At 63.2% G+C, this 25154-nt stretch carries 27 protein-coding genes; 13 read left to right on the top strand and 14 right to left on the bottom strand.

Translation table 11 applies throughout. The features are described from left to right. Positions 1-14 precede the first annotated feature (14 nt). The 3 genes from ACTS1Z_RS04570 to ACTS1Z_RS04560 all read right to left on the bottom strand — a co-directional run bounded on the left by ACTS1Z_RS04570 (position 15) and on the right by ACTS1Z_RS04560 (position 2627). The gene (locus ACTS1Z_RS04570; protein WP_442623260.1) at positions 15-881 is read right to left on the bottom strand and encodes a UDP-2,3-diacylglucosamine diphosphatase; all 867 of its coding nucleotides are present in this window, start codon (positions 879-881) and stop codon (positions 15-17) included. Between the two features lie 127 nt (positions 882-1008). After that, positions 1009-1629 (bottom strand): glutathione S-transferase family protein, encoded by a 621-nt coding sequence (locus tag ACTS1Z_RS04565; protein ID WP_442623259.1) that lies wholly within the window; start codon positions 1627-1629, stop codon positions 1009-1011. Next, positions 1629-2627, bottom strand: a complete 999-nt coding sequence (locus ACTS1Z_RS04560) for an NAD(P)H-quinone oxidoreductase (RefSeq protein WP_442623258.1) — start codon at positions 2625-2627, stop codon at positions 1629-1631. Before ACTS1Z_RS04560 ends, ACTS1Z_RS04565 begins: the two co-directional genes overlap by 1 nt. 341 nt (positions 2628-2968) lie before the next feature. Here ACTS1Z_RS04560 and ACTS1Z_RS04555 point away from each other — a divergent pair, with 341 nt between their 5' ends. Both ACTS1Z_RS04555 and clpA read left to right on the top strand, forming a co-directional pair. Next, on the top strand, positions 2969-3166 hold the full coding sequence (locus tag ACTS1Z_RS04555; RefSeq protein ID WP_442623257.1) for a DUF1192 domain-containing protein: 198 nt from the start codon (positions 2969-2971) through the stop codon (positions 3164-3166). Between the two features lie 145 nt (positions 3167-3311). Further along, positions 3312-5636 carry an ATP-dependent Clp protease ATP-binding subunit ClpA gene (gene clpA, locus ACTS1Z_RS04550; RefSeq protein ID WP_442623256.1) on the top strand — a complete coding sequence of 775 codons (2325 nt, stop codon included), beginning with the start codon at positions 3312-3314 and terminating at the stop codon, positions 5634-5636. Positions 5637-5700: 64 nt separating this feature from the next. On the opposite strand, the gene ACTS1Z_RS04545 is transcribed toward clpA, so the two are convergent. Continuing rightward, positions 5701-6402 carry a winged helix-turn-helix transcriptional regulator gene (locus ACTS1Z_RS04545; protein ID WP_442623255.1) on the bottom strand — a complete coding sequence of 234 codons (702 nt, stop codon included), beginning with the start codon at positions 6400-6402 and terminating at the stop codon, positions 5701-5703. Between the two features lie 60 nt (positions 6403-6462). Here ACTS1Z_RS04545 and ACTS1Z_RS04540 point away from each other — a divergent pair, with 60 nt between their 5' ends. The 8 genes from ACTS1Z_RS04540 (at position 6463) to ACTS1Z_RS04505 (ending at position 12804) form a co-directional block, all read left to right on the top strand. Next, a complete protein-coding gene (locus ACTS1Z_RS04540) occupies positions 6463-6924 on the top strand; it encodes an SRPBCC family protein (protein WP_442623254.1) in 462 nt (153 codons plus the stop codon). A gap of 20 nt (positions 6925-6944) precedes the next feature. Next, entirely contained in the window at positions 6945-7361 is a 417-nt protein-coding gene (locus ACTS1Z_RS04535; protein WP_442623253.1) for a YybH family protein, read from the top strand. 39 nt (positions 7362-7400) lie between these two features. Continuing rightward, positions 7401-7772: a DUF1428 domain-containing protein gene (locus ACTS1Z_RS04530; RefSeq protein ID WP_442623252.1), complete on the top strand. Its 372-nt coding sequence runs from the start codon at positions 7401-7403 to the stop codon at positions 7770-7772. A 10-nt stretch (positions 7773-7782) separates the two neighbouring features. Beyond that, positions 7783-8439, top strand: coding sequence for a glutathione S-transferase family protein (locus tag ACTS1Z_RS04525; protein ID WP_442623251.1), 657 nt, complete (start codon positions 7783-7785; stop codon positions 8437-8439). 11 nt (positions 8440-8450) lie between these two features. Next, on the top strand, positions 8451-9230 hold the full coding sequence (locus ACTS1Z_RS04520; protein ID WP_442623250.1) for a VOC family protein: 780 nt from the start codon (positions 8451-8453) through the stop codon (positions 9228-9230). A gap of 11 nt (positions 9231-9241) precedes the next feature. Then, positions 9242-9724 (top strand): VOC family protein, encoded by a 483-nt coding sequence (locus tag ACTS1Z_RS04515; RefSeq protein ID WP_442623249.1) that lies wholly within the window; start codon positions 9242-9244, stop codon positions 9722-9724. Positions 9725-9854: 130 nt separating this feature from the next. Beyond that, positions 9855-12095, top strand: coding sequence for a transglycosylase domain-containing protein (locus tag ACTS1Z_RS04510; RefSeq protein WP_442623248.1), 2241 nt, complete (start codon positions 9855-9857; stop codon positions 12093-12095). A gap of 79 nt (positions 12096-12174) precedes the next feature. Beyond that, positions 12175-12804, top strand: a complete 630-nt coding sequence (locus ACTS1Z_RS04505) for a glutathione S-transferase family protein (RefSeq protein ID WP_442623247.1) — start codon at positions 12175-12177, stop codon at positions 12802-12804. A gap of 297 nt (positions 12805-13101) precedes the next feature. Here the strand turns inward: ACTS1Z_RS04505 and ACTS1Z_RS04500 are convergent, their stop codons facing one another. The 3 genes from ACTS1Z_RS04500 to ACTS1Z_RS04490 all read right to left on the bottom strand — a co-directional run bounded on the left by ACTS1Z_RS04500 (position 13102) and on the right by ACTS1Z_RS04490 (position 15461). Continuing rightward, the gene (locus ACTS1Z_RS04500; protein ID WP_442623246.1) at positions 13102-13674 is read right to left on the bottom strand and encodes a hypothetical protein; all 573 of its coding nucleotides are present in this window, start codon (positions 13672-13674) and stop codon (positions 13102-13104) included. 84 nt (positions 13675-13758) lie between these two features. Continuing rightward, positions 13759-14856 carry a hypothetical protein gene (locus tag ACTS1Z_RS04495; RefSeq protein ID WP_442623245.1) on the bottom strand — a complete coding sequence of 366 codons (1098 nt, stop codon included), beginning with the start codon at positions 14854-14856 and terminating at the stop codon, positions 13759-13761. Next, positions 14853-15461 (bottom strand): RNA polymerase sigma factor, encoded by a 609-nt coding sequence (locus ACTS1Z_RS04490; RefSeq protein WP_442623244.1) that lies wholly within the window; start codon positions 15459-15461, stop codon positions 14853-14855. The genes ACTS1Z_RS04495 and ACTS1Z_RS04490 overlap by 4 nt, the downstream gene beginning before the upstream one ends. Before the next feature lie 140 nt (positions 15462-15601). On the opposite strand from ACTS1Z_RS04490, the gene ACTS1Z_RS04485 reads away from it, so the two are divergent. Next, the gene (locus ACTS1Z_RS04485) at positions 15602-16474 is read left to right on the top strand and encodes an autotransporter outer membrane beta-barrel domain-containing protein (protein WP_442623243.1); all 873 of its coding nucleotides are present in this window, start codon (positions 15602-15604) and stop codon (positions 16472-16474) included. A gap of 73 nt (positions 16475-16547) precedes the next feature. Here the strand turns inward: ACTS1Z_RS04485 and ACTS1Z_RS04480 are convergent, their stop codons facing one another. Then, complete coding sequence (locus ACTS1Z_RS04480) at positions 16548-17300, bottom strand: Bax inhibitor-1/YccA family protein (protein WP_442623242.1); 753 nt, start codon at positions 17298-17300, stop codon at positions 16548-16550. A gap of 127 nt (positions 17301-17427) precedes the next feature. Between ACTS1Z_RS04480 and thpR the strand changes: the two genes are divergently transcribed. Beyond that, the gene (thpR, locus tag ACTS1Z_RS04475) at positions 17428-17970 is read left to right on the top strand and encodes an RNA 2',3'-cyclic phosphodiesterase (RefSeq protein ID WP_442623241.1); all 543 of its coding nucleotides are present in this window, start codon (positions 17428-17430) and stop codon (positions 17968-17970) included. Here thpR and ACTS1Z_RS04470 read toward each other — a convergent pair. Further along, positions 17967-18431, bottom strand: a complete 465-nt coding sequence (locus tag ACTS1Z_RS04470) for a low molecular weight protein-tyrosine-phosphatase (RefSeq protein ID WP_442623240.1) — start codon at positions 18429-18431, stop codon at positions 17967-17969. The two genes, thpR and ACTS1Z_RS04470, sit on opposite strands and share 4 nt — an antisense overlap. A gap of 83 nt (positions 18432-18514) precedes the next feature. On the opposite strand from ACTS1Z_RS04470, the gene ACTS1Z_RS04465 reads away from it, so the two are divergent. Continuing rightward, positions 18515-20122 carry a spinster family MFS transporter gene (locus ACTS1Z_RS04465; protein WP_442623239.1) on the top strand — a complete coding sequence of 536 codons (1608 nt, stop codon included), beginning with the start codon at positions 18515-18517 and terminating at the stop codon, positions 20120-20122. Positions 20123-20205: 83 nt separating this feature from the next. Here ACTS1Z_RS04465 and ACTS1Z_RS04460 read toward each other — a convergent pair whose 3' ends face one another. From ACTS1Z_RS04460 to ACTS1Z_RS04440, 5 genes are all read right to left on the bottom strand, one after another. Then, complete coding sequence (locus ACTS1Z_RS04460; RefSeq protein ID WP_442623238.1) at positions 20206-20985, bottom strand: SDR family oxidoreductase; 780 nt, start codon at positions 20983-20985, stop codon at positions 20206-20208. Positions 20986-21116: 131 nt separating this feature from the next. Continuing rightward, complete coding sequence (locus ACTS1Z_RS04455; protein WP_442623237.1) at positions 21117-22013, bottom strand: crotonase/enoyl-CoA hydratase family protein; 897 nt, start codon at positions 22011-22013, stop codon at positions 21117-21119. A gap of 47 nt (positions 22014-22060) precedes the next feature. Beyond that, positions 22061-23977, bottom strand: coding sequence for an ATP-binding protein (locus ACTS1Z_RS04450; RefSeq protein WP_442623236.1), 1917 nt, complete (start codon positions 23975-23977; stop codon positions 22061-22063). Continuing rightward, the gene (locus ACTS1Z_RS04445; protein WP_442623235.1) at positions 23974-24771 is read right to left on the bottom strand and encodes a hypothetical protein; all 798 of its coding nucleotides are present in this window, start codon (positions 24769-24771) and stop codon (positions 23974-23976) included. The genes ACTS1Z_RS04450 and ACTS1Z_RS04445 overlap by 4 nt, the downstream gene beginning before the upstream one ends. Before the next feature lie 5 nt (positions 24772-24776). Continuing rightward, positions 24777-25154 (bottom strand): carboxyl transferase domain-containing protein (locus tag ACTS1Z_RS04440; RefSeq protein WP_442623234.1); only part of this gene is annotated, 378 nt, incomplete at its 5' end.

Genomic DNA, 25154 nt, shown 5'->3' with positions numbered 1-25154 from the left:
CCCATCGGCGTCCGCTATGCCGCGGCCGGCATCGGTTCGTCCTCGGCATCGCGCGCCGCCATTTCGTCGGCCCAGTGAAGGATTTCCATCCGCCCGTCGAAATGCTCGACCAGCGCCGTGCAGCCCTCGACCCAGTCGCCGTCATTATAATATTCGACGCCCTCGATATCGCGGATTTCGGCGGTGTGGATATGGCCGCAGACCACGCCGTCGACACCCCGCTTGCCCGCTTCCTCGGCAACGATTTCCTCGAACTTCGAGATGAACTCGACCGCGTTCTTGACCTTGTGCTTGGCATGCTTCGAGAGCGACCAGTATGGCAGTCCGAGCAGGTTGCGGGCCGCATTGACCCAGCGGTTGAGCGCCATCACCGTCGTGTAGGCGATATCGCCCAGATAGGCGAGCCAGCGGTGCGAGAGCATGATCGCGTCGAACTCGTCACCATGCAGAACCAGCAGGCGCCTGCCGTCGGCGGTCTCGTGGATGGCCTTTCGCCTGATCTCGACCCTACCGAAGTTGAGCCCGGTGAACTGGCGGAACATCTCGTCGTGATTGCCGGGAATATAGACGATCCGCGTGCCGCGCCGCGCGCGTTTCAGCACGCGCCAGATCACGTCATTATGTTCGGGCGGCCAGTAGAATTTCTTCTTCATCCGCCAGCCGTCGATAATGTCGCCGACGAGATACATGGTGTCGCTGTCCGTGCTGTCGAGGAAGTCGATCAGCATTTCGGCATTGCAGCCCTTGGTGCCGAGATGGATGTCGGACACCCAGATCGTCCGGTACTTCTTGCGCTCCCGATCGGCCTCGGGACCCGACAGACGCTTGTCCGCCAGATTGAATATCGCTGCGTCTTTCAGATAATCCTGCGGTGCATCCATGACATACCCTCTCGGTTGCTCCGCCTCCGAGCCTATGCCGATTCTCTGTTACAGCTAAGCGACGTACTGTCTTCGTTCTGTCATGTTGTTATAAGGCGGCAGCGCAGTGGCCGGCAGTCACGCGACCTCAGGAATCCATGGGAATATGGTTCGGCAGGGCCGCCACGCGCCCCAGCCAGCGGCCGAGCGCGGGCCAGCGGGACAGGTCGAAATCGCCCTCTTCGGCGACATGCGTATAGGCGTAGAGCGCTATGTCGGCGAGGCTGAAGCCCGATTGCACGAGGAAATCCTGGCCGCGCAGATGCTCGTCCATCAAGGTCAGCGCGGCCTCGCCGATCGCGACCTTTGCCGGGATCGAGGCGCGTTGCTCGTCGGAGAGATTGTCCCGCCCGACATAGAGATAGAGAAACCGCATCTCGGCGACGGCCGGCTCATGCCGGTGCTGCTCCCAGAACATCCAGCGCAGCATATCGGCATGGTCGAACCGGCCCGCCGGGATCAGCGCACTCCCATGCGCCAGCCAATGGCAGGCGGCATTGCTTTCCGGCATGAACCGGTCGCCGATCTGGAGCACCGGGATCTTGCCGTTCGCATTGACGGTCGCGAGAAATTCGGGCGTCCGCGTTTCGCCGTTCATGATGTCATAGGCCCGGCGCTCCAGCGGAATGCCGAGATGCGCGGCCGTCAGTCTGATCTTGTAGCAATTGCCGCTGCGCGCGTCTTCGTGGAGAATGAGGGCCTCCGCCATCACACGGTCAGCACGATCTTGCCGATATGCGCGCCCGCTTCCATCCGTTCGTGCGCCGCGGCGGCCTCGGCGAGCGGAAAGCTCTGGTCCATGACCGGCCGCAGCTTGCCGTCGACCACATAGGGCCAAGCCGTCTTCTCGATCTCGTCGGCAAGCAGGCCCTTGAACTCCACGCTGCGCGCCCGGAGCGTCGATCCGGTCAGCGTCAGCCGCCGGCTCATCACCTGCGCCATGTTGATCGTCGCTTCGAGCCCGCCCTGCACGGCGATCGTGACGTGGCGCCCGTCTTCCTTGAGGCATTGCAGGTTGCGCGCGACATAATCGCCGGCAACCATGTCTATGACGATTTCTACGCCGGCGCCCTCGGTAATCCGCTTCACCTCTTCGACGAAATCCTGGCTCTTGTAGTTGATCGCATGGGCCGCGCCGATTTCCAGCGCGGCATCGCATTTCTCGTCGCTGCCGCAGGTCACGATCACGGTCAGGCCGAACAGCTTGCCGAGCATGATCGCCATCGAACCGATGCCGCTGGTGCCGCCGTGCACGAGCGCCGTCTCGCCTTCGCGCGCATAGGCGCGTTCGAACAGGTTGTGCCAGACCGTGAACAGCGTTTCGGGCAACGCCGCTGCCTCCTGGAGCGGCAAACCGTCCGGCACCGGCAGGCACTGTACGACGGGCGCCGCGCAATATTCGGCATAGCCGCCGCCGGCGACGAGCGCGCAGACCTCCTGCCCCATCACCGCGTCGTCGACATCCTCGCCGAGCGCGACCACGGTGCCCGCTATTTCGAGCCCGGGAATCGAAGGCGCGCCGGGCGGCGGCGGATAGAAACCCTTGCGCTGCACGATGTCCGGCCGGTTGACGCCGGCGGCCGCCACTTTGACAAGCACCTCGCCCGCAGCCGGTTCCGGCACCGGCCGCGTAACGGCTTTCAGCACCTCCGGTCCGCCAGGCGCGTCCATATCGATCGCCGTCATTTCGCTGGGCAGCGCCGCCATGCTTATCCCCCTGTTCTGCACGCGAAAACCGCGCTGCCATATTGACAGCCGGGGGTCGAGGGTCAACGTTAGGGTTAGAGCCTATGGCTTACGCCGGCGAGGTTTGAGGCGAAATGGCTCAGTGCAAGGATGAAAGACGCAGGAATATGTCAATATTTCAAGGCTTTCGGACGCGGCAATGGGCCATTTCGGTCAAATCCCAAAGGGACGTCCAAATGGCTTCCATCTCGAACCGAAAATCGCTTGCGCAGGCAGCCAGCCTGCGCGGCGCGCCTTTCGGCCCGATCTGTTCGCCATTTGGGCGCCGCGCCTGCGTAAGCCATAGGCTCTAACCCTAAGTCATGGATTTGGACGAACTCTTTGCGAAAAAGCCCGGCGATCCGCTGACGTTGCTCTGCAAGGAAGATCTCGACCCGCTCTCGGTGGAAGAGCTGAAGGCGCGCGTCGAGGCGCTCGAGGGCGAAATCGCTCGGGTAAAAGCGAAAATCGATGGCGCGGTGACGCACCGCAAGGCCGCTGACGAGCTTTTCAAGCGATGATGCGGGCGGCGGAAATCGCACGCGAACCGGCGAATTCCGGGCCTTTCACCACTGAAAATATTCCTTTTGTTAACTTTTTCGTTAACCATTCCCATATAGCATCTACCGTGTCTCAGCTGTGTAGAGACCGGCAAGGAGTTAACTAATGCCCTCTTTTGCTCGTGAACTGGAACAGACGCTGCATAATGCGCTCGCGGAAGCCGCGAACCGCAAACATGAATATGCGACGCTCGAACATCTGCTGCTCGCCCTGACGGACGACGATCATGCCGCTCAGGTAATGACCGCGTGCGGGGTCGAGATTTCCGAACTGCAGGAAGCCGTCGCCGTCTATCTGGATAACGAGCTCGAGGCGCTGCGCATCGACGGGGCGACGGACCCCTCCCCGACCAGCGGTTTCCAGCGCGTTGTCCAGCGCGCAATTCTGCACGTACAGTCGTCGGGCCGCGACGAAGTGACGGGCGCGAACGTGCTGGTCGCGCTTTTCTCGGAACGCGAAAGCTATGCCGTCTATTTCCTCCAGCAACAGGATATGAGCCGGCTCGACGCGGTCAGCTATATCTCGCACGGCGTCGGCAAGGGCGAAGCGATCAGCGAAAGCCGCGAAATCAGCGGCACCGAGGAGGAAGAGCAACCCGAGCAGAAAACCGGCGGCAAGAAGAAGACCGAAAGCGCGCTCAAGCAGTTCTGCGTCAATCTCAACGAGAAGGCCGAAGCCGGCAAGATCGATCCGCTGATCGGCCGGACGACCGAAGTCGACCGGACCGTGCAAATTCTCTGCCGCCGCTCCAAGAACAATCCGCTCTATGTCGGCGAACCCGGCGTCGGGAAGACGGCAATCGCCGAGGGCCTCGCACGCCGCATCGTTGAGGAAGACGTGCCGGACGTGCTGCAGCCGGCGGTAATCTATGCGCTCGACATGGGCGCATTGCTCGCGGGCACGCGCTATCGCGGCGATTTCGAGGAACGGCTCAAGGCCGTGGTCGCCGAGCTCGAGAAGAAGCCGGACGCGATCCTGTTCATCGACGAGATCCACACGGTCATCGGGGCCGGCGCGACATCCGGCGGCGCGATGGACGCGTCGAATCTCCTGAAGCCGGCGCTGTCGAGCGGCGCGATCCGCTGCATCGGTTCGACGACCTACAAGGAGTTCCGCAACCATTTCGAGAAGGACCGGGCGCTGCTCCGGCGCTTCCAGAAGATCGACATTAACGAACCGACGGTCGAGGATACGATCAAGATCCTCCAGGGCCTGCGTCCGCACTACGAAGAGCACCACAACGTCAAATATACGGCGGATGCGATCAAGGCGGCGGTGGAACTCTCCTCGCGCTACATCAACGACCGCAAGCTGCCCGACAAGGCGATCGACGTGATCGACGAGACGGGCGCAAGCCAGATGCTCGTCGCGCCGTCCAAGCGCCGCAAGATGATTACGCCGAACGAAATCGAGCAGGTCATCTCGATGATGGCGCGCATCCCGCCCAAGCAAGTGTCAACCGATGACAAGCAGGCGCTGGAATCGCTGGATACCGATCTCAAGCGCGTTGTCTTCGGTCAGGACCTCGCCATCGAGACGCTGTCGTCGGCGATCAAGCTCAGCCGCGCCGGCCTGCGCGAACCGCACAAGCCGATCGGCAACTATCTGTTCACCGGCCCGACTGGTGTCGGCAAGACCGAGGTCGCGCGCCAGCTCTCTTCGATCATGGGTATCCCGCTCGAGCGGTTCGACATGAGCGAATATATGGAGCGGCACAGCGTGAGCCGTCTCATTGGCGCGCCTCCGGGCTATGTCGGTTACGATCAGGGCGGCCTCTTGACCGATGCCGTCGACCAGCATCCGCATTGCGTGCTGCTGCTCGACGAGATAGAGAAAGCCCATCCGGATCTCTTCAACGTGCTGTTGCAGGTCATGGATAACGGCAAGCTCACCGATCATCACGGCAAGACGGTCGATTTCCGCAACGTCATTCTGATCATGACGACCAATGCGGGCGCCGCCGATATGGCCAGCGAGGGCATCGGCTTCGGCGATATCTCGAAGGAAGATGCGAGCGAGGAGGCGGTGAAGAAGATGTTCACCCCCGAATTCCGCAACCGCCTCGATGCGATCGTGCCGTTCGGCTATCTGCCGCCGGCCGTAGTCGCGCGGGTCGTCGACAAGTTCATCCTCGAACTCGAACTGCAGCTCGCCGACCGCGAGGTGCATATCAAGCTCGACGACGAGGCGAAGACCTGGCTGACCGAGCGCGGCTATGACAAGCTTTACGGCGCCCGCCCGATGGGACGGCTGATCCAGGAGAAGGTCAAGCAGCCGCTCGCCGAAGAGCTGTTGTTCGGCAAGCTCGTCAATGGCGGCGAAGTGGATGTGACGGTGAAGGACGACGCGCTCGACTTCCAACTCACCCCGGCCCCGCCCAAGCGCAAGCCGCCGAAGAAGAAGAAAAAGAAGGCGGCCAAGGAAAGCTAAGGCCAAGCCATCTTGAAAGCCAGTTCGGGCGAGCGGTTCTTCGGGCCGCTCGCCCAAACTGTATCTAGCCCTGTTCGGAGAGTTTTTCCGGCAAAACGAACAGGGTGACGAAGCGCTCGAACAGCGCGCGATCGCCCTCGACGGTGAGCAGGCCATTCGCCTCGAGCGCGCCAAGCGCTTCGCCGCCATAGACGACCGCCGCCAGCATCGTCGGCGCGCCCGTCATGCGGACATCGGCATTGTCGGGGTCGCCGCGCTCGACATCTATATCGCCGTCGCGGACATGCGCGACGAACGTGTCGTCGCCGAGCCGGAAACCGAACCGCGCATTCATATCCCCGGCTCGTTCGGCATCGATCATCGTGCGGAACGACATCATGATTGAGGCAGCACTGAGCGGCAGACCGGGATCGTGCTCGGGGTGCCGCGTCGCCCAGCGGCCGAGCATCTGCACGAACGGCTCGGCCTCATAGCCCCATTCGGTCAGCTCATAGACCTGCACGGACGCGGGCGGCGGAAGTTTGTGCTTCGCGACGATACGGTTTGCTTCGAGTCGCTCCAGCCTTTGCGTCAGGATATTGGCGCTGATCCCCGGTAGCCCGGCGCGCAATTCGGAGAACCGCCGCGGCCCGAACATCAGCTCCCGCAGGATGAGGATCGACCAGCGTTCGCCGATCAGATCGAGCGCGAAGGCCGTGCCGCACGCATCGTTATACCAGCGCTTTCGGCTCGATTCATCGCTTTTGGTTCCTTTTTCTAACTTCATAGTTGTTTTTTATAACCACTCTGTCATCATAATCCAATAGCGAGTCGCCAGGAGAGCACGATGAGCGCCGAAGATCTGATCGAACTGTCGATATCCCGCCACATGGCCGCGCCGCCCGCAACTGTCTGGAAGGTCATGACCGAACGGATGGAAGAATGGTGGTGCCCGGAACCCTGGCGGATGGAAATCATCGCGTGGGACTTTCGCCCGGGCGGGCGCAGCGCGATGGTCATGAAGGGACCGGATGGCGAGGAGTTCCCCAGCGAGGGCATTTTCCTCGAAGTGTCGCCGGGCCGTCGCTTCGTTTCGACCGATGCGATAACCGCCGATCTCGTGCCGCAAGAGCCGTTCATGATCGGCTTTTGGGAAATCGAGCCGGAGGATGGCGGCACGCGTTACACCGGCCGGGCCCGCCACTGGACCGAAGACGGCAAGAAGCGGCACGAGGAAATGGGATTCGCGGACGGCTGGTCGAAGGTCGCCGATCAACTGGCTGCGCTTTGCGAGGAGATGGCGCAATGACGGAAGAAAAGGCCGCCATAATGGCCCGGCTCGAAACCCTGGGCCATGCAATCCACAACAAGGACGCAGCGGCGGCGATCGCCTGTCATGCTGATGACTTTGTCAGTTTTGACCTTGCCCCGCCGCTTGCCCGGCGTAACGCGGAGGCGCTCGAACCGGCCGAATTTGAAGAATGGTTCGCGACTTGGGATGGGCCGATAGAAACCGAGCCACACGACACCGAGATATTCGTCAGCGCCGATATGGCGTGTGCGCATGGCTTGCTTCACATGACAGGCACCAAGGTCGGCGGCGAGAAAATTGATCTCTGGTATCGTACCAAGACCTGTCTGCGGCGCGAAGGAGAGGACTGGCTGATAACGCACAATCACAGTTCTGTACCCTTCGCGATGGATGGCAGCGAGCGTGCGCTGCTTGATCTGAAACCGGCAGCCTGACCCGAAAATGCAAAGGAACAACGCTAAGGGAGAGAGCAGATGAGCTATATCGACGGATTCGTGATCGCCGTGCCGACGGCGAACAAGCAAAAGTTCATCGACCATGCGGAAATGGCCGATGGCATGTTCATGGAATGGGGCGCGACGCGGATCGTCGAGTGCTGGGAAGACGATGTGCCGGACGGCAAGGTCACCGATTTCCGTCGCGCAGTAAACGCAAAGGACGATGAGAGCATCGTTTTCTCCTTTGTCGAATGGCCCGACAAGGCGACGCGTGAAGCGGCAATGGCCAAGATGATGGATCCGGAGAACGATGATCCGCGCATGGATCAGGAGAAGAATCCGATTCCCTTCGATGGAGCGCGGATGATCTTCGGTGGTTTCACACCCCTCGTTTCGCTCGAAAAATAGGAGCCCCGCGATGACGATCACCATCACCGCCTTCAAATGGGTGCCGGAATTCGCCCAGGGCTATGTCCGCGATCTCCGGCCGCGCTGGGCCTGCCACGAGATCGGCCTCGACTATGCCGAACAGTTGATCGAGAGCGATCCGAAGCCTGAAAGCTATTTCGCCGAACAGCCCTGGGGCCAGGTTCCCGCGCTCGACGATGACGGCGTCCATCTGTTCGAGAGCGGCGCGATCCTGCTGCATCTCGCCGGGAAGGACGAGCGGCTGATGCCGCGCGATCCGCAGGGCCGCGCGAGCACAATCAGCTGGCTGTTCGCGGCTTTCAACAGCATCGAGCCCTGGATGTTCGAACTGGCGACCGTCGATATCTTCGCGAAGGGCGAGGAATGGGCGGAGCTGCGCCGGCCGAGCCTGTTGGAGACGATCGGCGCGCGCTTCGACCGGCTGGCCGATGCACTGGGCGACAAACACTATCTGGTCGGCGATTTTACCGTCGCCGATATCGCCATGGCGACCGTACTGCGCGAGGCCGGAGACACAGATCTCGTTGGAAGCCGCCCTGCCCTCGCCGCCTATCGCGACCGCTGCCTCGCACGGCCCGGTTTCGAAAAAGCGCTGGCCGACCAGATGGCGGCCTTTGCGCGGAACGCCCCCGAACCCGTTTCCTGAGGAGAGATTCGATGCCCAACAAACATGGCGACTTCATCTGGTATGAGCTGACGACCTCGGACGCCGATGCGGCCAAGGATTTCTACAGCGCGGTACTCGGCTGGACCTGGGAAACGTCCGAAGGCCAGCCGGACATGCCCTATTACCTCTTTTCGATGAACGACACGCAGGTCGGCGGAATGATGGCGCTGACCGACGAGATGCGCGCGAATGGCGCCGTGCCGGCCTGGCTCGGCTATATCGCCGTCGACGATGTCGACAAGAGCGCCGAGGCGATCAAGGCGGCCGGCGGCGCCGTGCATATCCCGCCCACCGACATTCCCGATGTCGGCCGTTTCGCCATGGTCAACGATCCGCAGGGCGCCTTCTTCTACATCATGCGCGGCGCTTCGGACGAGGAAAGCCACAGCTTCGCCGCCACCGAACCCAAGGTCGGGCATTGTGCGTGGAACGAGCTGCTCTCGTCCGATCCGGAAGCCGCGATCGCCTTTTACAGCGAGCAGTTCGGCTGGGAGAAGGTCGAGGAAATGGATATGCCGCCAATGGGCAAATATCATATGCTCGGTCATGGCTATGGGCTGGGCGGCGTCATGCAGAAGCCCGAACAGATGCCGATACCGGCCTGGACCTTCTATTTCCGTGTGCCTGATATCGACGCCGCGCTCGTCACGGTGAAGGACAAGGGCGGCCAGGTCTTTACCGAGCCGATGGAAATTCCGGGCGACGAGTACACGATCAACGCGATGGACCCGCAAGGCGCACCCTTCGCCCTCGTCGGCAAGCGGCTTTAGGTGGCTCAGTCATGACCGCGAAAAACACCATCTGCCTCTGGTATGACGGCGATGCCGAGGAAGCGGCGCGTTTCTACGCCGAGACGTTCCCGGACAGCGCAATCGGACGGGTGACGCGCGCGCCCGGCGACTATCCGGCAGGCGAGCAAGGCGATGTCATCACCGTCGATTTCACCGTGCTCGGCATTCCCTGTCTCGGTCTCAATGGCGGATCGACGTTCCAACATAGCGAGGCCTTTTCCTTTCAGGTCGCGACGGACGATCAGGAGGAGACGGACCGCTATTGGAACGCGATCGTTTCCAACGGCGGCGCGGAGAGCATGTGCGGCTGGTGCAAGGACAAATGGGGGCTGAGCTGGCAGATTACGCCGCGTGTGCTGACCGAGGCGCTCTCCCATCCCGATCCCGCCGCCGCAAAGCGCGCGTTCGCAGCCATGATGGAAATGCAGAAGATCGACATCGCAAAAATAGAGGCGGCGCTGGCGGGCGATTGAGCGCTGATATCACAGGGCTGCGCCTGTACAGCCCAGCTTCACATTCTACCGCTACATCTTCCCTTGGGTCGCGATCTGGGGCAGCACGGCTGGCATAATGCCTTTCTGTGTAGTATACGACTAATACACTATGGCCGATTCCGACGACCCGTTCCGGCGCAGAAGCTATGAAGACCGCCATTCCCGGCTGATCGGTCCCTATGCCGACGACCCGGCGTTCGACCCCTATTATCGCAGCGATCCTCGCCGCCAACCTGAAAGCGATCCCTTTCGGCCCGTCGATCCCGACTATCCAGGCCACACCGAATATGCGCGCGAGCCGGATTATGAGGACGATTACGAGCGGTACGACCATCGCGATTACCCGCCGGAGCCCGACTATCCGGAAAGCGACGACGCGCCGCCGCGGCGCAAAAAGCGCTGGATCATCCTCAAATGGGGCTTTCGCATCGCGCTCGGCCTGTTCGCGCTGCTGCTGCTCTGGCTGATTGCCTTCGTTCCGATATCGCGCACGGCCGAACCGCTCGTGCCGCCGCCAATGGTGCTGACGGCGTCGAACGGCAACCCGATCGCGCGCATGGGTCCCGTCATGGACCGGCCGGTCGTCATGTCCGAGCTGCCGCCCTATGTGCGCGAGGCCTTCCTCTCCATCGAAGACCGGCGGTTCGACGATCATTGGGGCATCGACCCGCGCGGCATCGCCCGGGCGCTATGGACCAACCTCACCTCCGATGCCCGCCATGGCGGTAGCACGATCACACAACAGCTCGCCAAGCTCACCTATCTGAGCTCCGACCAGACGCTGTTCCGCAAGGTGCAGGAGGTGCCGATCGCCTTCTGGCTGGAGATCTGGCTGACCAAGGACGAGATCCTCGAACGCTATCTCTCCAACGCCTATTTCGGCGACAATGTCTATGGGCTGCGCGCCGCGTCCCTCCACTATTTCTATCGGCATCCGGAAAACCTGACGCTCAGCCAGGCGACGATGCTGGCCGGGCTGGTACGGGCGCCGTCGCGGCTGGCTCCGACCACCAATCTGGAGGGCGCACAGGAACGCCAGCGTGTCGTCATCGCCGCGATGGTCGATGCCGGCTATCTCGCGCCCGAAGAGGCGCGCGATGTTCCGCTCGCGACGGTCGACCATCGCCCGCCCCCGCCGATGCCGCGCGGTAGCCATTTCGCCGAATGGGTAATCGAGGAAGCGCGGGCGGCCTACGGCTCGGGCTATGAGACGATTGAAGTCGCGACGACGCTGGACTGGGAGCTGCAGACGCTCGCCGAGCGCGTGACGCGCAGCGGCGCCCCGCCCGGCGCGCAGGTCGCGCTCGTTGCCATGCGCACCGATGGCGAAGTCGTCGCCATGGTCGGCGGCCGCGATTATGCGACATCGCCGTTCAACCGCGCCACCCAGGCCGAGCGGCAGCCGGGTTCGACCTTCAAGCTGTTCGTCTATCTCGCCGCGCTGCAAAGCGGAATGACGCCCGACAGCATCGTCGACGACAGCCCGATCGAGACCGGCGATTATCGGCCGGTGAATGCCGGCGAACGCTATCGCGGCGAGATCACGCTGCGCGAGGCCTTCGCCCATTCGAGCAATGTCGTCGCCGTGCGCCTTTACCAGCAGCTCGGCAGCGAAGCGATCGCCGAAGCCGCGCGCACGCTGGGCGTAGAACGCGAATTCCCGGCCAATGCCAGCGTCGCACTCGGCAGCGGCGAGATGACGCTAATCGAACTCGTCACCGCCTATGCGGCGGTCGCCAATGGCGAAGTGCCGGTCGAACCGCACGGCCTCGAGCGCGGCCGGCGCGGTTTCTTCGAATGGCTGCTCGATACGCGGCCGGTGATCGGCAGCCGCCACCGCGACCAGCTGCTCGAAATGCTGGAAGCGGTGATCGCTCAAGGCACGGGTACGGCGGCGCGGCTGAATATCGCCGCCTTCGGCAAGACCGGCACCACGCAGGACACCCGCGACGCCGTGTTCGTCGGCTTTGCCGGCGATCTCGTCGTCGGCGTGTGGATCGGCAATGACGACAACACGCCGCTCGGCAATGCCAGCGGCGGCGGCGCGCCCGCCCGCATCTGGCGCGCATTCATGGGCGAAGCCATACCGGGCGCAGTTCCCCGCCCCGCCCCGCGCCGCGCGGCGCCGGCGCCCGAAGAAGAGCCGGCGCTCGACAAGCCGGAAATCTCGATCGAGCCGGATGGCAGCATAGCGATCGACGCCGGGATCGGCGATGCGCGCATCACCTTCGACGGCGACCGGGTCTCGGTGGAACCGGGCGAGGAAACGCGCCGTCGGCTGGACGAGTTGGAACGCATCGGCGAGCGGCCCGAACGCGCCACCGACGAAACCGAACAGCCCGGCCAGTAATTCTCCGCCAGTCATTTATGTACGGCGCGGGCTGGCCTATGCTCGCCGCCGGACAGAGCGGTTATGGAGGGAAGCAAAAATGGCCGGACTGACATTTTACACCAATCCGATGTCGCGCGGGCAGATCGTGCGCTGGATGCTCGAGGAAGTCGGCGTCCCCTACGAACAGGTGCTGCTCGACTATGGCACGACGATGAAGGGTGACGAGTATCTGGCGATCAACCCGATGGGCAAAGTTCCGGCCATTAAGCACAACGGCAAGGTGGTGACCGAATGCGCGGCGATCTGCGCCTATCTCGCCGAGGCTTTTCCGGAAGCCGAACTGGCGCCGCAAGACGATGCGGAGCGCGCCGACTATTATCGCTGGATGTTCTTCGCCTCCGGCCCGGTCGAACAGGCGATCATCAACCGGACATTCGGGTTCACACCGGACAGCGAGCAGGAGGCGATGGCCGGTTACGGAAACTACGATACCGCCGTCGCCACGCTCGGCACCGCGGTGACGGGACGGGACTATATATGCGGCGACCGGTTTACGGCGGCGGACGTCTATGTCGGCTCGCAGATCGATTGGGGCATACAGTTCGATACATTGCCCAAAACGCCCGCCTTCGAAGCCTATGCCGCGCGGCTGCGCGAACGCGATGCATATAAGAGCGCCAAGGCCATCGACGCGGCGTTGATGCCGGAACAGCCGGCGGCGAGCTAGCAACGACAAAGTCCGCTCTCTCCAGGAGGCTGCGAGAGAGCGGACCGGGTCGCACACCGACATGCCGGAAACGTCTTGGCACGCCTTGCACAGGGTCTTGAAGGCCGTGGGGGGATCGGCCTCGAGCGGCAATATGGGGTTCCGGCCGCTCTACCCGTCTAACGCGCGGGCGGCGCTTTCCCTTCGCGCCCGCGTTATTTTTGCGGCAAACTTGCCGCACAAAAAAAGCCCGCTCTCCCACGGGCATCGTTGGGGAGAGCGGGCCAGCTGGAGTCGCATTCCGGCGCTATGCCGGGTCTACCGACCCCCGCGCGATCGGCGGTTGACCGTACGCCGTGTCGTGGTCGTCCGCCGAACTCCATCGCGATTGCCGACTGTCGCGCGGCGCACGCGCGTATTGCCGCGCTCGCGCACCCGGACATTGCGGCCTGCTACGACTTCGCCATCCGCATTGCGCACCCGCTGCTGACGGTCGAAACCGTTCGGCGTGCGCCGGCCGCGCGCGTCATAGGTGTATTCATTACTGTTGAAACCGATACCGGATCCGGTGGTCGTGTAGCGGTTGCCGTCGCGCACGCGCTCGCCTTCGAAGCTGCGCGTATCCCCGTTGAAGCGGGTCGTGGAACCGGAGAAAACACGCCCGGTGTCGGTCCGCTGCGATTCCCGGTTGCGGGTCGCGACGGCGCCGTCTTCCTTACGCGTGAGCGTGGCGTCCACGGTGCGCGAGCCGGCCTCGCGATCCCGTGTCACAACGCGTTCGCCTTCGACGCGCGGCGTGTCGATCGTGATCGTCCGCGTTTCGGGTTCGGCAAGCGCGGCCCCGGGCAGCAGTATGGCCATGGTGACGGTCGTCAGAAAAACGGGCTTCATCTCTAGTCTCCCTTACTGGATACGCGACAGGGTTTTTCGCTGTCTCGTCCGGTTTAACGCGGGAGGATCGGATTCCCTTCGCGGCTAACGACGGCGCGGTGGAACGCGCGGGCGCGCAGGGCGCTGCGCGCCATTGCGCCGCTGCGCCGCGCGGGCGCGTTCCGCCGCCCGGGCCGCGCGAATTCGCTGCTGGACGGCCGCCCGCCGGGCGCTGGTCGCCGCCGGCGTATCCGCTGCCGGAAGGTTGGGACGAACCTGATCGAGCGGCGCAGGCTCCGGTCCCGGCCGGGCGTTTTCGATGATCATCGATCGCCGTGCATTGGGTTCTCCGGGGCTTTCGGAAGCAGTTGGCGCGCTCGGCAGAGGCCGGGTTGCCGCGGGCCGATCCAGTGCGTCCGGCACAACCGTACTCGGGCGCTGCACCGGTGCTGGCATATCGACGCCGCGCTCGCGCAGCCGCTCGCCGAGGCGGTTCTGGCGCCGTTCGACAATACGGTCGCGCACGGCCGGTACGGTTGCGGCGCGCCGCTCGCGGAGCCGCTGGCGCTGCTCCGGCGTCAGGGATTCTATCCGCACCCGGACCCGCGCGCGCTGTTCTGGCGTCGCTGTCCGAATCTCGGGAATGCGCACCACACGGCGGGGCAGGAGGCGTTCCGGGACGGGCGTCCCCTCAGTCCGCGCCTGGCGCAAGCGTTCGAGCCGTTGCCGGACGATCATCGCCCGCCGGACCTGGCGCATCCGCCAGCCCGGGCGTTGCCCTGCACCGACGCGTTCGGCCACGGGCGCATCGCGCTCGGTAGCGGCCGCGGTGCGTTCGGGCGCGGCAGGCGCAACCGGCGCCTGTACCGTCTCTCGCGGCGCTTCGGGCACGAAAAGCTCGACGACGGGCTTTGTGATCCGGGCAAGTTCGAACGTGCCATCGCTGACCAGCGCCGCTGCAACCGCGCTCGCCGCGAGCAGGCCGCCGCCGATCGTTCCGAAAACTATCGGCCGCCGCACCCGGCGCTTGCGCGCGGGACGACGCGTCCGCCGGGCCTGGAACAAGCCGCCGATGCGCCGCTGCGGCTGCGCGGTCGCCTGCGCGGTCACGCGGCTCGCGAGATCGGCCGGCACCGCCGGATTGCGTGATTTCGCCAGCGCCGCATCAAGCGCGCGATCGATCGGCTGTGGTTCTGCGGTCATGTCAACTGCTCCACATCGGCGGCGAGAACGCCCTCGCGTTCGAGCAGCTCGCGCATCTTTCTGCGCGCCCGCACGAGCAGCGATTCCAGCGCTTTCACGTTCATTTCCAGTGTTTCGGCCGACTCGATATTGGACAGGCCTTCATAATAGCTCAGCACGAGCGCCGCCGCCTGGCGTTCGGGCAGTTCGCGGAGGCACTTGTCCACTGTCTTCCCGATCTCGTCCGATACCATAGTTTCGTCGGCCGCCGGACCATCGTCCGGCGCTTCGGGCAGCGCTTCGGGCGCGATCCGCTTGGTCTTACGCAGCCGGTCGAAGCACAGGTTCATGCCGACCCGGCGCAACCAGGCGCCAAGCCCGCCGCCGCTCGGATGCCATTGCGGCGCATTCTTCCAAAGCCGCGTGAAGGTTTCCTGCACGACATCCTCCGCTTCGTGGCCATCGCCCAGCAGGCGACAGGCGACACGATAAATGAGAGGCGTATGCCGCTCGACCAGCGCGCCGAACGCCACAGCGTCGCCATCCCGCACGCGCGCCATGAGCGCATGATCGGTCGGCTCGGCTCCGTCGGGAGCTGCAGTCGCCGGTTCCGAATCCGGCGTCATTCGGCTCGGGTCATATTTCAACACTGCGCCTCGTCGTCCCCCTTTCAACGCACGAGCGGCTCTTTTCCTTCGCCGGAACCGAAGGTTTTTATCCGACGCGACGTTAATGGAGCATGTCGACGCCGAAAAAGGGGAGAACCATGCGCTTTGTAACGCCGTGTGCAGCGCTGATGCTCGCAACGATTTCTCACGCCGCCCATGCGCAAACCGATCACGAACCGGATTGGCGCTTCGATATCACCGGCGGCATTACGGCATTCGCCGGGGATCAGGAGCAGCCTTATGTTTCCGCAACGCTGCGCCACAGTTTCGGCGACGTCTATGTCAGCCTTGGCGGCGTGCTGGTCGGATATGACGGCCCGGCGCCGGCCATCGGCGACACGATACCCGCAACGACCCGTCAGGCGATCGTCGGCATCGGCTACGAAACCGATGCGTTGGCCATCGACGCCTATGTTGCTCTTGGCGACCGGGATTTCGATACCGTGGACGTCCGGGGCCCGAACGGTACTCTCCTCCAATTCGAGGCCGACGGCAGCAGCTGGGCGACCGGCGCGGCAGTCACCTATCAGATTCCGCTTGGCGGCCCATGGTTCCTCGCGCCGTTCGCCGCGCTTGATTACAGCGAAATCGATACGGTCCAGGCACTCGCCGGCCCGTCCGGCGAGATCGCCGCGCGGCGGGTCGAGGAATCGGGCGTAACGGGATCGGGCGGCGGTACGCTGCAATATGCGCTCGGCGAAGAATTCCAGCACAGCCTGGGGCTGTATGCGGCCTTTGTCGCCACATCGAACGCCGCGTCCACGACACGGATCGGCGCGGCCGGATCGGCGGCCAATGCCGCGCGGCCGGTCGCCGGAGGAGATGACGGAGACGGCTGGTTCGAATATGGAGCCAGCGCGAGTTTTAGCCTGTCGCAGGCGGTCTTCCTCGATCTCTTCGTTTCCCGGACGGCCGGATTGCGGTTCGGAGAGGCGACGTCGGGTTCGATCGGACTGACGTTCGAATTTTAGAACCGGCAGAGGCTCACAAAAAAGGCCCGGCAGGTTCCCCCGCCGGGCCTTTCTCGTTTCGAATTCTCTGCGCCTATTCGCGGCTGCCCATGAACTGCAGCAGGAACAGGAACATGTTGATGAAGTCGAGATAGAGGTTAAGCGCGCCCATGATGACCGTCTTGCCCATCATGTCCGTGCCCGCGACATGCGCGTACATCGACTTGATCTTCTGCGTGTCATAGGCGGTGAGGCCGGCGAACACGAGCACGCCGATACCGCTGATGACATAGGCCATCGCCGTCGACTGCAGGAAGATGTTGATGATCATCGCCACGAGCAGGCCGACAACGCCCATGATGAGGAACGTTCCCCAGCCGCTCAGATCCTTCTTGGTCGTGTAACCCCAGAGGCTGAGGCTGACGAAAGCCGCCGACGTGGCGAAGAAGGTCTGTGCGATCGACGTTCCCGTGTAGCGCAGGAAGATCGTCGACAGCGAGAGACCCATCACGACCGCGAAGGCCCAGAAACAGGCCTGGAGCGCGCCCGTCGACAGGCGGTTGAGACCGAAGCTCATCACGAGGATGAAAGCCAGCGGCGAAAGCATGATGACCCAGCTCAGCAAGCCACCTTGCATGAGAATCTGGTAGGCAGGCGATTGATCGCCTCCCATCGCAAACGCCATCGCCACAATACCGGTAAGCAGGATGCCCGAAGCCATGTAATTATAGACTTTGAGCATGTAGGACCGGAGACCGGCGTCGAATGCGACATCCCGGGCTCCGCTATCGAGCCGGCCACGGGCTTGGCCCTGAAGGCCGGCATTCTGGTCGGACCAATTAGCCATTTGAATTCTTCTCCCAATGAGATCGGCGGAAAATCGCCGATTTCTCGACAATATCGGTGATCGCCGGCGTTTTTTCAAGGCAATTCGCCCCTATCGTCTGGATAGAAAACCTCTATCATCGGCGGCGATGCACAGGCTGTTCGTCGCCATCCGCCCGCCCCGCCCGATCCGCGAACAGCTATTGGCAATGATGCAGGGCATCCGGGGTGCCCGCTGGCAGGATGACGGGCAACTCCACCTCACCTTGCGCTTTATCGGCGAAGTCGACCGGCACCGGGCCGAGGATATCGCGATGGCGCTCGATGCGGTCGAATCCCCAGCGTTCGAGATACGGCTCGACGGCATCGGCTTTTTCGAGCGCAAAGGCCGTCCTTCCGCGCTATGGGCCGGTATCGCCGCATCCGAGCCGCTCAAGAAGCTGCGGGACAGTGTCGAGAGCCGATTTCGGCAAATTGGCCTAGAGCCCGAACATCGCACCTTCCTGCCGCACATAACGATCGCCCGTTTAAACGCCTCGACAGGACCGATCGACGGGTTTCTGGAACATCATGCCGGGCTGACCAGCCCGCCCTTCGCGGTCGAGCATTTCGATCTGTTCGAGAGCAGCCTCGGCCGGGCCGGCGCGCATTATGAAAGCATTGCCCGCTATCTACTCCGCACGGGCAGTTAACCGACCGCGACCACGCGAAGAACAGCCGTCGCTCCGCGATGTACATCCGCCCATGCGATGGCGAAGTCTTCATCCTCGCCATAATAGGGATCGGCGACATCCTCCCCCTCTCGGCCTTCGACATGATCGAGGAACAGCGACAGGCGTGCCGAAGCGCCGTCTGGTCGCAATGCTTTCAAATCGCGCAGAACCGAGCGATCCATCGCAACGATATGGGCGAAGCGCTCGAAATCCGCCGCAGCGATCTGGCGGGCGCGCTGCGCCGAGATATCGACGCCGTTGGCGAGCGCGACCGCCCGCGCCCGGCCGTCCGGCGGATTGCCGACATGCCAGCCGCCCGTTCCGGCGGAATCGATTTCGAGCGTAAGACCGCGGTCCGCCGCAACTGCGCGCATTGCCCCCTCGGCCATGGGCGAGCGGCATATATTGCCGAGACAGACGAACAGGACGGAACCGGTCATCGCGCAGAAATCCTCATAAAGCTTTTGCCAACACCGCTCACGCTGTTACACCAAAAAGAAAAATCTGAGAGTGGGATTGCTTCATGACGGATACGGTTGACGGGCGCGAGGGCGCCGACACGGAAGGTCCTGCGCCCGACGCGACCCCGCAGCAGGACCCCGAAAAAGCCTCGCCCTATGCCTGGTATGTGCTCTCCGTCCTTGTCGTGATCTACATCCTGAATTTCATCGACCGGCAGATCCTCGCGATCCTTGCCGAGGACATCAAAGCCGATCTGGGGATCGACGACGCCGCATTGGGTTTTCTCTACGGGACAGCCTTTGCCGTATTTTACGGTCTGTTTGGCATCCCGCTCGGCAAACTTGCCGATAGCTGGCACCGGGTGAAACTGATGACGGCCGGGCTCGCGCTCTGGTCGGCGATGACCGCCCTGTCAGGCTTTGCGAAGAGTTTCACGGTGCTGTCGATCGCCCGGATCGGCGTCGGCGTCGGCGAAGCCAGCGCCAGCCCATCCGCCTATTCGTTGATCTCCGACTATTTCCCGAAAAAGATGCGCGCGACCGCGCTCGCCATTTATTCGTCGGGGCTGTATCTCGGCGGCGGCGTGTCGCTGCTGATCGGCGGCCTGATCGTCGAGCGCTGGAACGCCGCCTATCCGGTCGATGCACCGCTCGGCCTTGCCGGCTGGCAGGCCGCGTTCCTCATCGTTGGCCTGCCGGGCCTGCTGCTCGCGATACTGGTCTACACGCTGCGCGAACCCCTGCGGGGCGAGGCAGAGGGCCTGCCTACTCCACCGCCGCCGAACCCGTTCCGCGGTTTCTTCCGCGAGCTCTATGCCATCATCCCGCCATTCACGCTGATCGCCGCCGCCCAGCGTGGCCCGCGCGCACTGATGATCAATATCGGCGCTGCGCTGGTCGCCGCGATTATCGCTTATTTCATGGTAGCCATCACCGGCAACTTGCCGCAGTGGATCGCCATCGGCGTCGGCTATTATGCAATCTTCTCTTGGGCGGTGAGCCTGCGCCGGAACGATCCGCCGGCCTTCGCGCTGATCTGGGGCAGCCCGGCGTTCATGACGACGATCCTCGGCTATGGCACGGTCGCTTTCGTCGCCTATGCCGTCGGATTCTGGACCGCGCCCTATGCGATGCGCGAACTTGGCGAATCGCCCAGCATGGTCGGCCTGCTGGTCGGCGGCCCGGCCGCAGCCGCGGGCTTTCTCGGTGTGATATTGGGCGGCCGGATGGCCGACTGGCTGCGGCAGCGTAGCGCGGCAGGCCGCATCTATGTCGTGCTGTTCGGGTTGCTGGCACCCGTCATCCCGCTGATCATCGCGTTTACGACGTCGAGCCTGATCGTCTTCTACGTGCTGAGCTTCGTCATTAGCCTGTTCGCCAGCACCGCGCTCGGCGCGGCCGCCGCGACGACGCAGGATCTCGTTCTGCCCCGGATGCGCGGCACCGCCACGGCTACCTTCTTCCTGTCGACAACGTTGATCGGCCTCGCGCTCGGCCCCTACCTGGCCGGCCAAGTCTCGACGGCCACCGGTAGCCTGACCACCGGCGTGCTGAGCCTGCTGGTCGCCGTGCCCATTGGGGCGCTGCTATTGCTCATCGCCATCCGCACGGTGCCCGAGGCCGAGCGCACGGTCGTCGAACGCGCCAAGGCGGCGGGCGAAACGATCTAGGCAGAAGGTTGGTCCCACCGTGGGCTGCCCGGCAAGCGCGTCAGGCTAATGCGTGTATACCGCGCCAAGTCGACGGAGTAGGTTCACCCGCCAATCGAGCGGCCGCAGGAGGATGCGCCGTCGACGGGGATCACCGCGCCCGACACATAGCCGGCCATGTCCGACGATAGGAACATCGCCATATTCGCGATCTCCTCGATCTCGCCCCAGCGCCCGAGCGGCACGGCTTTCTTGGAATGCTCGGCGGCTTCTTCGGTCGGCGCGAGCCGCTCCATCCCTTCCGTCCCGCCAATCGGTCCCGGCGCGATCGAATTGACGCGCACGCCCTCTGGCCCCCATTCCATCGCGAGTGTCCGGGTGACCTGATCGATCCCGGCTTTCGCCGCGCAAGCGTGGACCTGAAACGGCATCGCGATCCAGGCCTGTGGCGCGGAGATGTTGATCACCGATGCGCCGGGTTTTCTGAGACTCTCATAGCCCGCGCGCATAACGTTGAAGGTGCCGAGCAGGTCGATATCGATGACGGATTTGAAGCCGTTCGGGCTGAGCCCGGCCGCCGGCGCGAGGAAATTCCCGGCCGCGCCGGAGACCAGCACATCGATCTTGCCGCGCTCGGCGACGAAATCGTGAACCGCCTTCTGCACCGCCTCGGCATCGCGCACGTCGAGCGAGAAGCCGAGCGCCGACCCATGATCGTTGCCGAGCTGGGCGACCGCCGCGTCCACCTTGTCCTGCGACCGACTGGCGACGCCGAGCCGCGCGCCGGCAGCGGCGAAGCCTTTGGCAATGCCGAGATTGATCCCGCTGGTGCCGCCGAACACCATGACATTCTTGGCCGTGAAATCGAATTGGGGTGCGCTCATGCTAAGAGTCTCCTGTTCCAAATACCGTTAGTGCTGAGCCTGTCGAAGCACGACTATCGGCGGAGAAACGCCCTTCGACAAGCTCAGGGCTAACGGATCTATTTCCGATGACTTGAAAATATGGAGCCGGATTAAAACTCCGGGTCGTCGAACCATTGGTGGAGATCCGGCATGTCCGAACTCACCTTGTTCGGATAGTTGGCCGGGCGTTTTTCGAGGAACGACACCACGCCTTCCTTCGCGTCCTCCTGCCGTCCGCGATACCAGATCGCGCGGCTGTCCATCCGGTGCGCTTCGATGGGGTGATCCGCGCCCAGCATCCGCCACAGCATCTGACGCGTCATCGCGATCGACACGGGCGCGCTCTCGTCCGTCATTTCTTTCGCGAGCGCGCGGGCCGCCGGGATCAGCGCGCCGGGCGAATAGACGCCGCGGACGAGCCCGCCCTGATGCGCTTCCTCCGCGCCGAACACCTTGCCCGAATAGCACCATTCGAGCGCCTGGCTGATCCCGACCAGGCGCGGCAGGAACCAGCTCGACGCCGCTTCGGGCACGATTCCGCGCCGCGCAAAGACGAAGCCGAACCGCGCCGTATCGGCCGCCAGCCGCACATCCATCGGCAGCGTCATCGTCGAACCGACGCCGACCGCCGCGCCGTTGATCGCGCCGATCACCGGCTTCTTGCAGTTGAAGATGCGCAAGGTCAGCTGCCCGCCGCCATCGCGCGCGCCGCGATGGTTCCAATCGACCGTCCCGTCTTCCTGCATCGGCGTATCGCGGTCGAGGCGTTTATCGTAATTGAAGGTATCGGCGCCGGCCTGCAGGTCCGCGCCCGCGCAAAAGGCCCGGTCGCCCTCGCCCGTCACGATCACCGCGCGGACATCGTCGTCCGCATCGGCCTCGTCGAACGCGGCGATCATCTCGTGCATCATCCGCTCGGTAAAGGCGTTCATCCGGTCGGGACGGTTGAGCGTGATCGTGAAAATGCCGTCCGAAAGATCGGTCAGGATTGTCTGGTAGTCGGCCATGGGGTCTCCTCTCGTCCCGCCCAGCTTCCGCCGGGTTGACGCAAAGGTCAACCGTCGTTGGCCGCGATCTGCACGAGCAGCGTGCCTTCGGAAACCTGCCCGCCGGTTTCGGCATTGAGCTCCGCCACCGTCCCGTCGAACGGCGCGGTCAGGCTGTGCTCCATCTTCATCGCCTCAAGCGTGACGAGCTTGTCGCCTTTGGTGACGGTGTCGCCCTCTGCAACGCCGACCGCAATGATCTTGCCCGGCATGGGCGACAGGATCGCACCGTCGGACGCCAAGCCGCCGGTGCCGAAACCGGCGACGGGCGCAGTTGCCAGACGGCGGATATGGCCGGCTTGGGAGAAAAGGAAACTGCCGTCCGCCTGTTCGTGCGCACGGGTCGTATAGCCGCGCTCGACCGAAAAGGCAGACAGAGGCGCCTTGCGAGCCTCTTTGTCGACATAGACGGTTACGCTGTCCGCCGGCTCGCGATTGAGTCTGAAGCCGCGCATATCGCAGAACGGCCAGTCGCCGTCGATCGGCAGCTCATGCGCCTGACGGAGCAGCAAGCGGTCGGCAACTTCGCCCAATGTTTTGTCATCGAGTTCGGGCGGCTGAGTCAGGGCTTCCTCGTTCCTGCCGATGAAACCGGTATCGAGATCCGCGTCACGGAACGTGTCGCTCTTAAGGCAGGCATGAATAAAGCCGGCATTGGTTGTCACGGGCCAGATCATGATTCCGGCGAGATTGTGCGCCAGCCCTTCGATCGCTTCCGCGCGCGTGTCACCTTGGTAGATCAGCTTGGCGAGCATCGGATCATAGTGCGGCGACACGATATCCCCGGCCATCACGCCACTGTCGACGCGGTACATTTCGTTCGCATAGCCCAGGTCGAAAGTCTCCAGACGCCCGGTTGACGGCAGGAAGCCAGTCGCGGGATTCTCGGCGTAGAGCCGCGCTTCGATCGCATGACCGCTGATCGATAACTCTTCCTGTTTGCAAGGCAGCTCCTCACCGCTTGCGACGTGCAGCTGCCATTCGACCAGATCCTGCCCCGTGATCATTTCAGTCACCGGATGCTCGACCTGCAGCCGCGTGTTCATTTCCATGAACCAGATGCGGTCGGCGCGCAGGCCGTCCGAGGCGTCGGCGATGAATTCGATCGTACCCGCGCCCTCATAATCGACCGCCTTGGCCGCACGGACAGCGGCAGCGCAGACTTCCTCGCGCGTCGCTTCGTCCATGCCCGGCGCTGGGGCTTCCTCGATCACCTTCTGGTGGCGGCGCTGGAGCGAGCAATCGCGCTCGAACAGGTGGACGACATTGCCATGGCTATCGCCGAACACCTGTACCTCGATATGGCGCGGGCTCTCGATCCATTTTTCGAGCAGCACGATATCGTTGCCGAACGCGGCCTTGGCCTCGCGGCGGCAGGATTGCAGCGCGTCGGAGAAATCCTCGGCGGCCTCGACTTTGCGCATCCCCTTGCCGCCCCCGCCCGCGACGGCCTTGATCAGCACCGGATAGCCGATCGCTTCCGCCTGTTCGGCAAGGAAATCGACGTCCTGGTTCTCGCCGAGATAGCCGGGCGTGGTCGGCACGCCCGCCTCGTCCATCAGCGTCTTCGCCGCATCCTTGAGGCCCATGGCGCGGATGCTCTCAGGCTTCGGCCCGACCCAGATCAGACCGGCGTCGATCACCGCCTGCGCGAAATCCGCATTTTCGGAAAGAAAGCCGTACCCCGGGTGGATCGCCTCAGCTCCGGTCTCTTTCGCCGCCGCGATAATCTTCTCGCCGACCAGATAGCTTTCGGCCGCCGGCGACGGCCCGATATGCACCGCCTCATCCGCCTCGCGCACATGGAGCGCCTTGGCGTCGGCGTCCGAATAGACGGCGACCGTGTGGATGCCGAGCTTGCGCGCGGTGCGAATGATCCGGCAGGCGATTTCGCCGCGATTTGCTATGAGGAGGGAGGTGATCATGGCTTTTCTGCTGAATCAGAAAGATCGGGCAGTTCCTCGCCGATTGTTTTCAGATATTCGCGAGCTTCTTCAGTAGCGATTGCCTGAACTCCCTGGTCGAATATCTCGCTCACGGCGCGATTGAACGCTTCGCTCACAATAACGCAGTTCTTAGATTCCTCTCTAACCATCGCGATTAGCGGCGTGATCAGCGCTTCGATCTGAGCCTCCTCAAACTGCATCCTCGCATGATCCGCCTTAGTAACTCTCGCGACCGTACTACCGCTATCGTCGACGACCAATTCTTGGGACGTCGCAATAAGCTGCGAATGCGCGATTTTTCGCTCTCGAAATTCATTGAGCTGCACGAAAAGTGCGTTTCTGCGTCGCCGGAGAAGGTCGATCTCGTTTATAAGTTCGACATGTCGTTCTGACACAAATATTTGTAGTTCGGCAGCATCAAATTCGACAGGAGTTATTTCTGTCCCGACGATGACCGACACCCGTCGTTGATTTGGAAAACGATCCTCCGGATCCACTGGGCGCTCAAGCATGTCCTCAATCATTCGACGAAGGTCCAAAAGCTCATTGCTCATCTGCAAAAGCTTCGAAAAAACTCTGTTCGCGTTGATCTTGTCGTGCCGCAATCTCTCTTCAGCATCGCGTTTGAGGGTCTCATTCGATTGGCGCTTAGCGATAAGATATGCTGGTACGCCACCGGCAAATGCTCCGACGATTGCGCCGATCGCAGCAGGCACTAAGTCCCACCAGTTTATTATGGTGTCGACTGTCATCTGGTCCGGTACTAGAGTCATCTACATCACATCCTGAACACGCCGAACGCCGGCCGCTCGGGTATCTCGGCTTCCAGCGTCGCGGCGAACGCCAGGCCCAACACATCGCGCGTCTGCGCCGGATCGATGATGCCATCATCCCAGAGGCGCGCCGTCGCATGCCAGGGATTGCCTTCGTCTTCGTATTTTTGCCGGATCGGGGCCTTGAAGGCTTCGACTTCGTCTTCGGTCCATTGGTCGGCATCGCGGTGGACGGTCGCCAGCACGCTGGCCGCCTGTTCGCCGCCCATGACCGAAATCCGGCTGTTGGGCCAGGTGAAGAGGAAGCGCGGGCCGTATGCGCGCCCCGCCATACCGTAATTGCCCGCGCCGAAGCTGCCGCCGATCAGCACGGTGATCTTGGG

It is taken from the genome of Parasphingopyxis sp., assembly GCF_052168295.1.
Taxonomy (GTDB): domain Bacteria; phylum Pseudomonadota; class Alphaproteobacteria; order Sphingomonadales; family Sphingomonadaceae; genus Parasphingopyxis.
This window is presented reverse-complemented; position numbering and strand designations above follow the sequence as displayed.

What these genes read in the sequence shown, in the direction of transcription:
- ACTS1Z_RS04570 (WP_442623260.1), bottom strand. Translation starts at nt 881, where the DNA reads ATGGATGCACCGCAGGATTATCTGAAAGACGCAGCGATATTCAATCTG.
- ACTS1Z_RS04565 (WP_442623259.1), bottom strand. Translation starts at nt 1,629, where the DNA reads ATGGCGGAGGCCCTCATTCTCCACGAAGACGCGCGCAGCGGCAATTGC.
- ACTS1Z_RS04560 (WP_442623258.1), bottom strand. Translation starts at nt 2,627, where the DNA reads ATGGCGGCGCTGCCCAGCGAAATGACGGCGATCGATATGGACGCGCCT.
- ACTS1Z_RS04555 (WP_442623257.1), top strand. Translation starts at nt 2,969, where the DNA reads ATGGATTTGGACGAACTCTTTGCGAAAAAGCCCGGCGATCCGCTGACG.
- clpA (WP_442623256.1), top strand. Translation starts at nt 3,312, where the DNA reads ATGCCCTCTTTTGCTCGTGAACTGGAACAGACGCTGCATAATGCGCTC.
- ACTS1Z_RS04545 (WP_442623255.1), bottom strand. Translation starts at nt 6,402, where the DNA reads ATGAAGTTAGAAAAAGGAACCAAAAGCGATGAATCGAGCCGAAAGCGC.
- ACTS1Z_RS04540 (WP_442623254.1), top strand. Translation starts at nt 6,463, where the DNA reads ATGAGCGCCGAAGATCTGATCGAACTGTCGATATCCCGCCACATGGCC.
- ACTS1Z_RS04535 (WP_442623253.1), top strand. Translation starts at nt 6,945, where the DNA reads ATGGCCCGGCTCGAAACCCTGGGCCATGCAATCCACAACAAGGACGCA.
- ACTS1Z_RS04530 (WP_442623252.1), top strand. Translation starts at nt 7,401, where the DNA reads ATGAGCTATATCGACGGATTCGTGATCGCCGTGCCGACGGCGAACAAG.
- ACTS1Z_RS04525 (WP_442623251.1), top strand. Translation starts at nt 7,783, where the DNA reads ATGACGATCACCATCACCGCCTTCAAATGGGTGCCGGAATTCGCCCAG.
- ACTS1Z_RS04520 (WP_442623250.1), top strand. Translation starts at nt 8,451, where the DNA reads ATGCCCAACAAACATGGCGACTTCATCTGGTATGAGCTGACGACCTCG.
- ACTS1Z_RS04515 (WP_442623249.1), top strand. Translation starts at nt 9,242, where the DNA reads ATGACCGCGAAAAACACCATCTGCCTCTGGTATGACGGCGATGCCGAG.
- ACTS1Z_RS04510 (WP_442623248.1), top strand. Translation starts at nt 9,855, where the DNA reads ATGGCCGATTCCGACGACCCGTTCCGGCGCAGAAGCTATGAAGACCGC.
- ACTS1Z_RS04505 (WP_442623247.1), top strand. Translation starts at nt 12,175, where the DNA reads ATGGCCGGACTGACATTTTACACCAATCCGATGTCGCGCGGGCAGATC.
- ACTS1Z_RS04500 (WP_442623246.1), bottom strand. Translation starts at nt 13,674, where the DNA reads ATGAAGCCCGTTTTTCTGACGACCGTCACCATGGCCATACTGCTGCCC.
- ACTS1Z_RS04495 (WP_442623245.1), bottom strand. Translation starts at nt 14,856, where the DNA reads ATGACCGCAGAACCACAGCCGATCGATCGCGCGCTTGATGCGGCGCTG.
- ACTS1Z_RS04490 (WP_442623244.1), bottom strand. Translation starts at nt 15,461, where the DNA reads ATGACGCCGGATTCGGAACCGGCGACTGCAGCTCCCGACGGAGCCGAG.
- ACTS1Z_RS04485 (WP_442623243.1), top strand. Translation starts at nt 15,602, where the DNA reads ATGCGCTTTGTAACGCCGTGTGCAGCGCTGATGCTCGCAACGATTTCT.
- ACTS1Z_RS04480 (WP_442623242.1), bottom strand. Translation starts at nt 17,300, where the DNA reads ATGGCTAATTGGTCCGACCAGAATGCCGGCCTTCAGGGCCAAGCCCGT.
- thpR (WP_442623241.1), top strand. Translation starts at nt 17,428, where the DNA reads ATGCACAGGCTGTTCGTCGCCATCCGCCCGCCCCGCCCGATCCGCGAA.
- ACTS1Z_RS04470 (WP_442623240.1), bottom strand. Translation starts at nt 18,431, where the DNA reads ATGACCGGTTCCGTCCTGTTCGTCTGTCTCGGCAATATATGCCGCTCG.
- ACTS1Z_RS04465 (WP_442623239.1), top strand. Translation starts at nt 18,515, where the DNA reads ATGACGGATACGGTTGACGGGCGCGAGGGCGCCGACACGGAAGGTCCT.
- ACTS1Z_RS04460 (WP_442623238.1), bottom strand. Translation starts at nt 20,985, where the DNA reads ATGAGCGCACCCCAATTCGATTTCACGGCCAAGAATGTCATGGTGTTC.
- ACTS1Z_RS04455 (WP_442623237.1), bottom strand. Translation starts at nt 22,013, where the DNA reads ATGGCCGACTACCAGACAATCCTGACCGATCTTTCGGACGGCATTTTC.
- ACTS1Z_RS04450 (WP_442623236.1), bottom strand. Translation starts at nt 23,977, where the DNA reads ATGATCACCTCCCTCCTCATAGCAAATCGCGGCGAAATCGCCTGCCGG.
- ACTS1Z_RS04445 (WP_442623235.1), bottom strand. Translation starts at nt 24,771, where the DNA reads ATGACTCTAGTACCGGACCAGATGACAGTCGACACCATAATAAACTGG.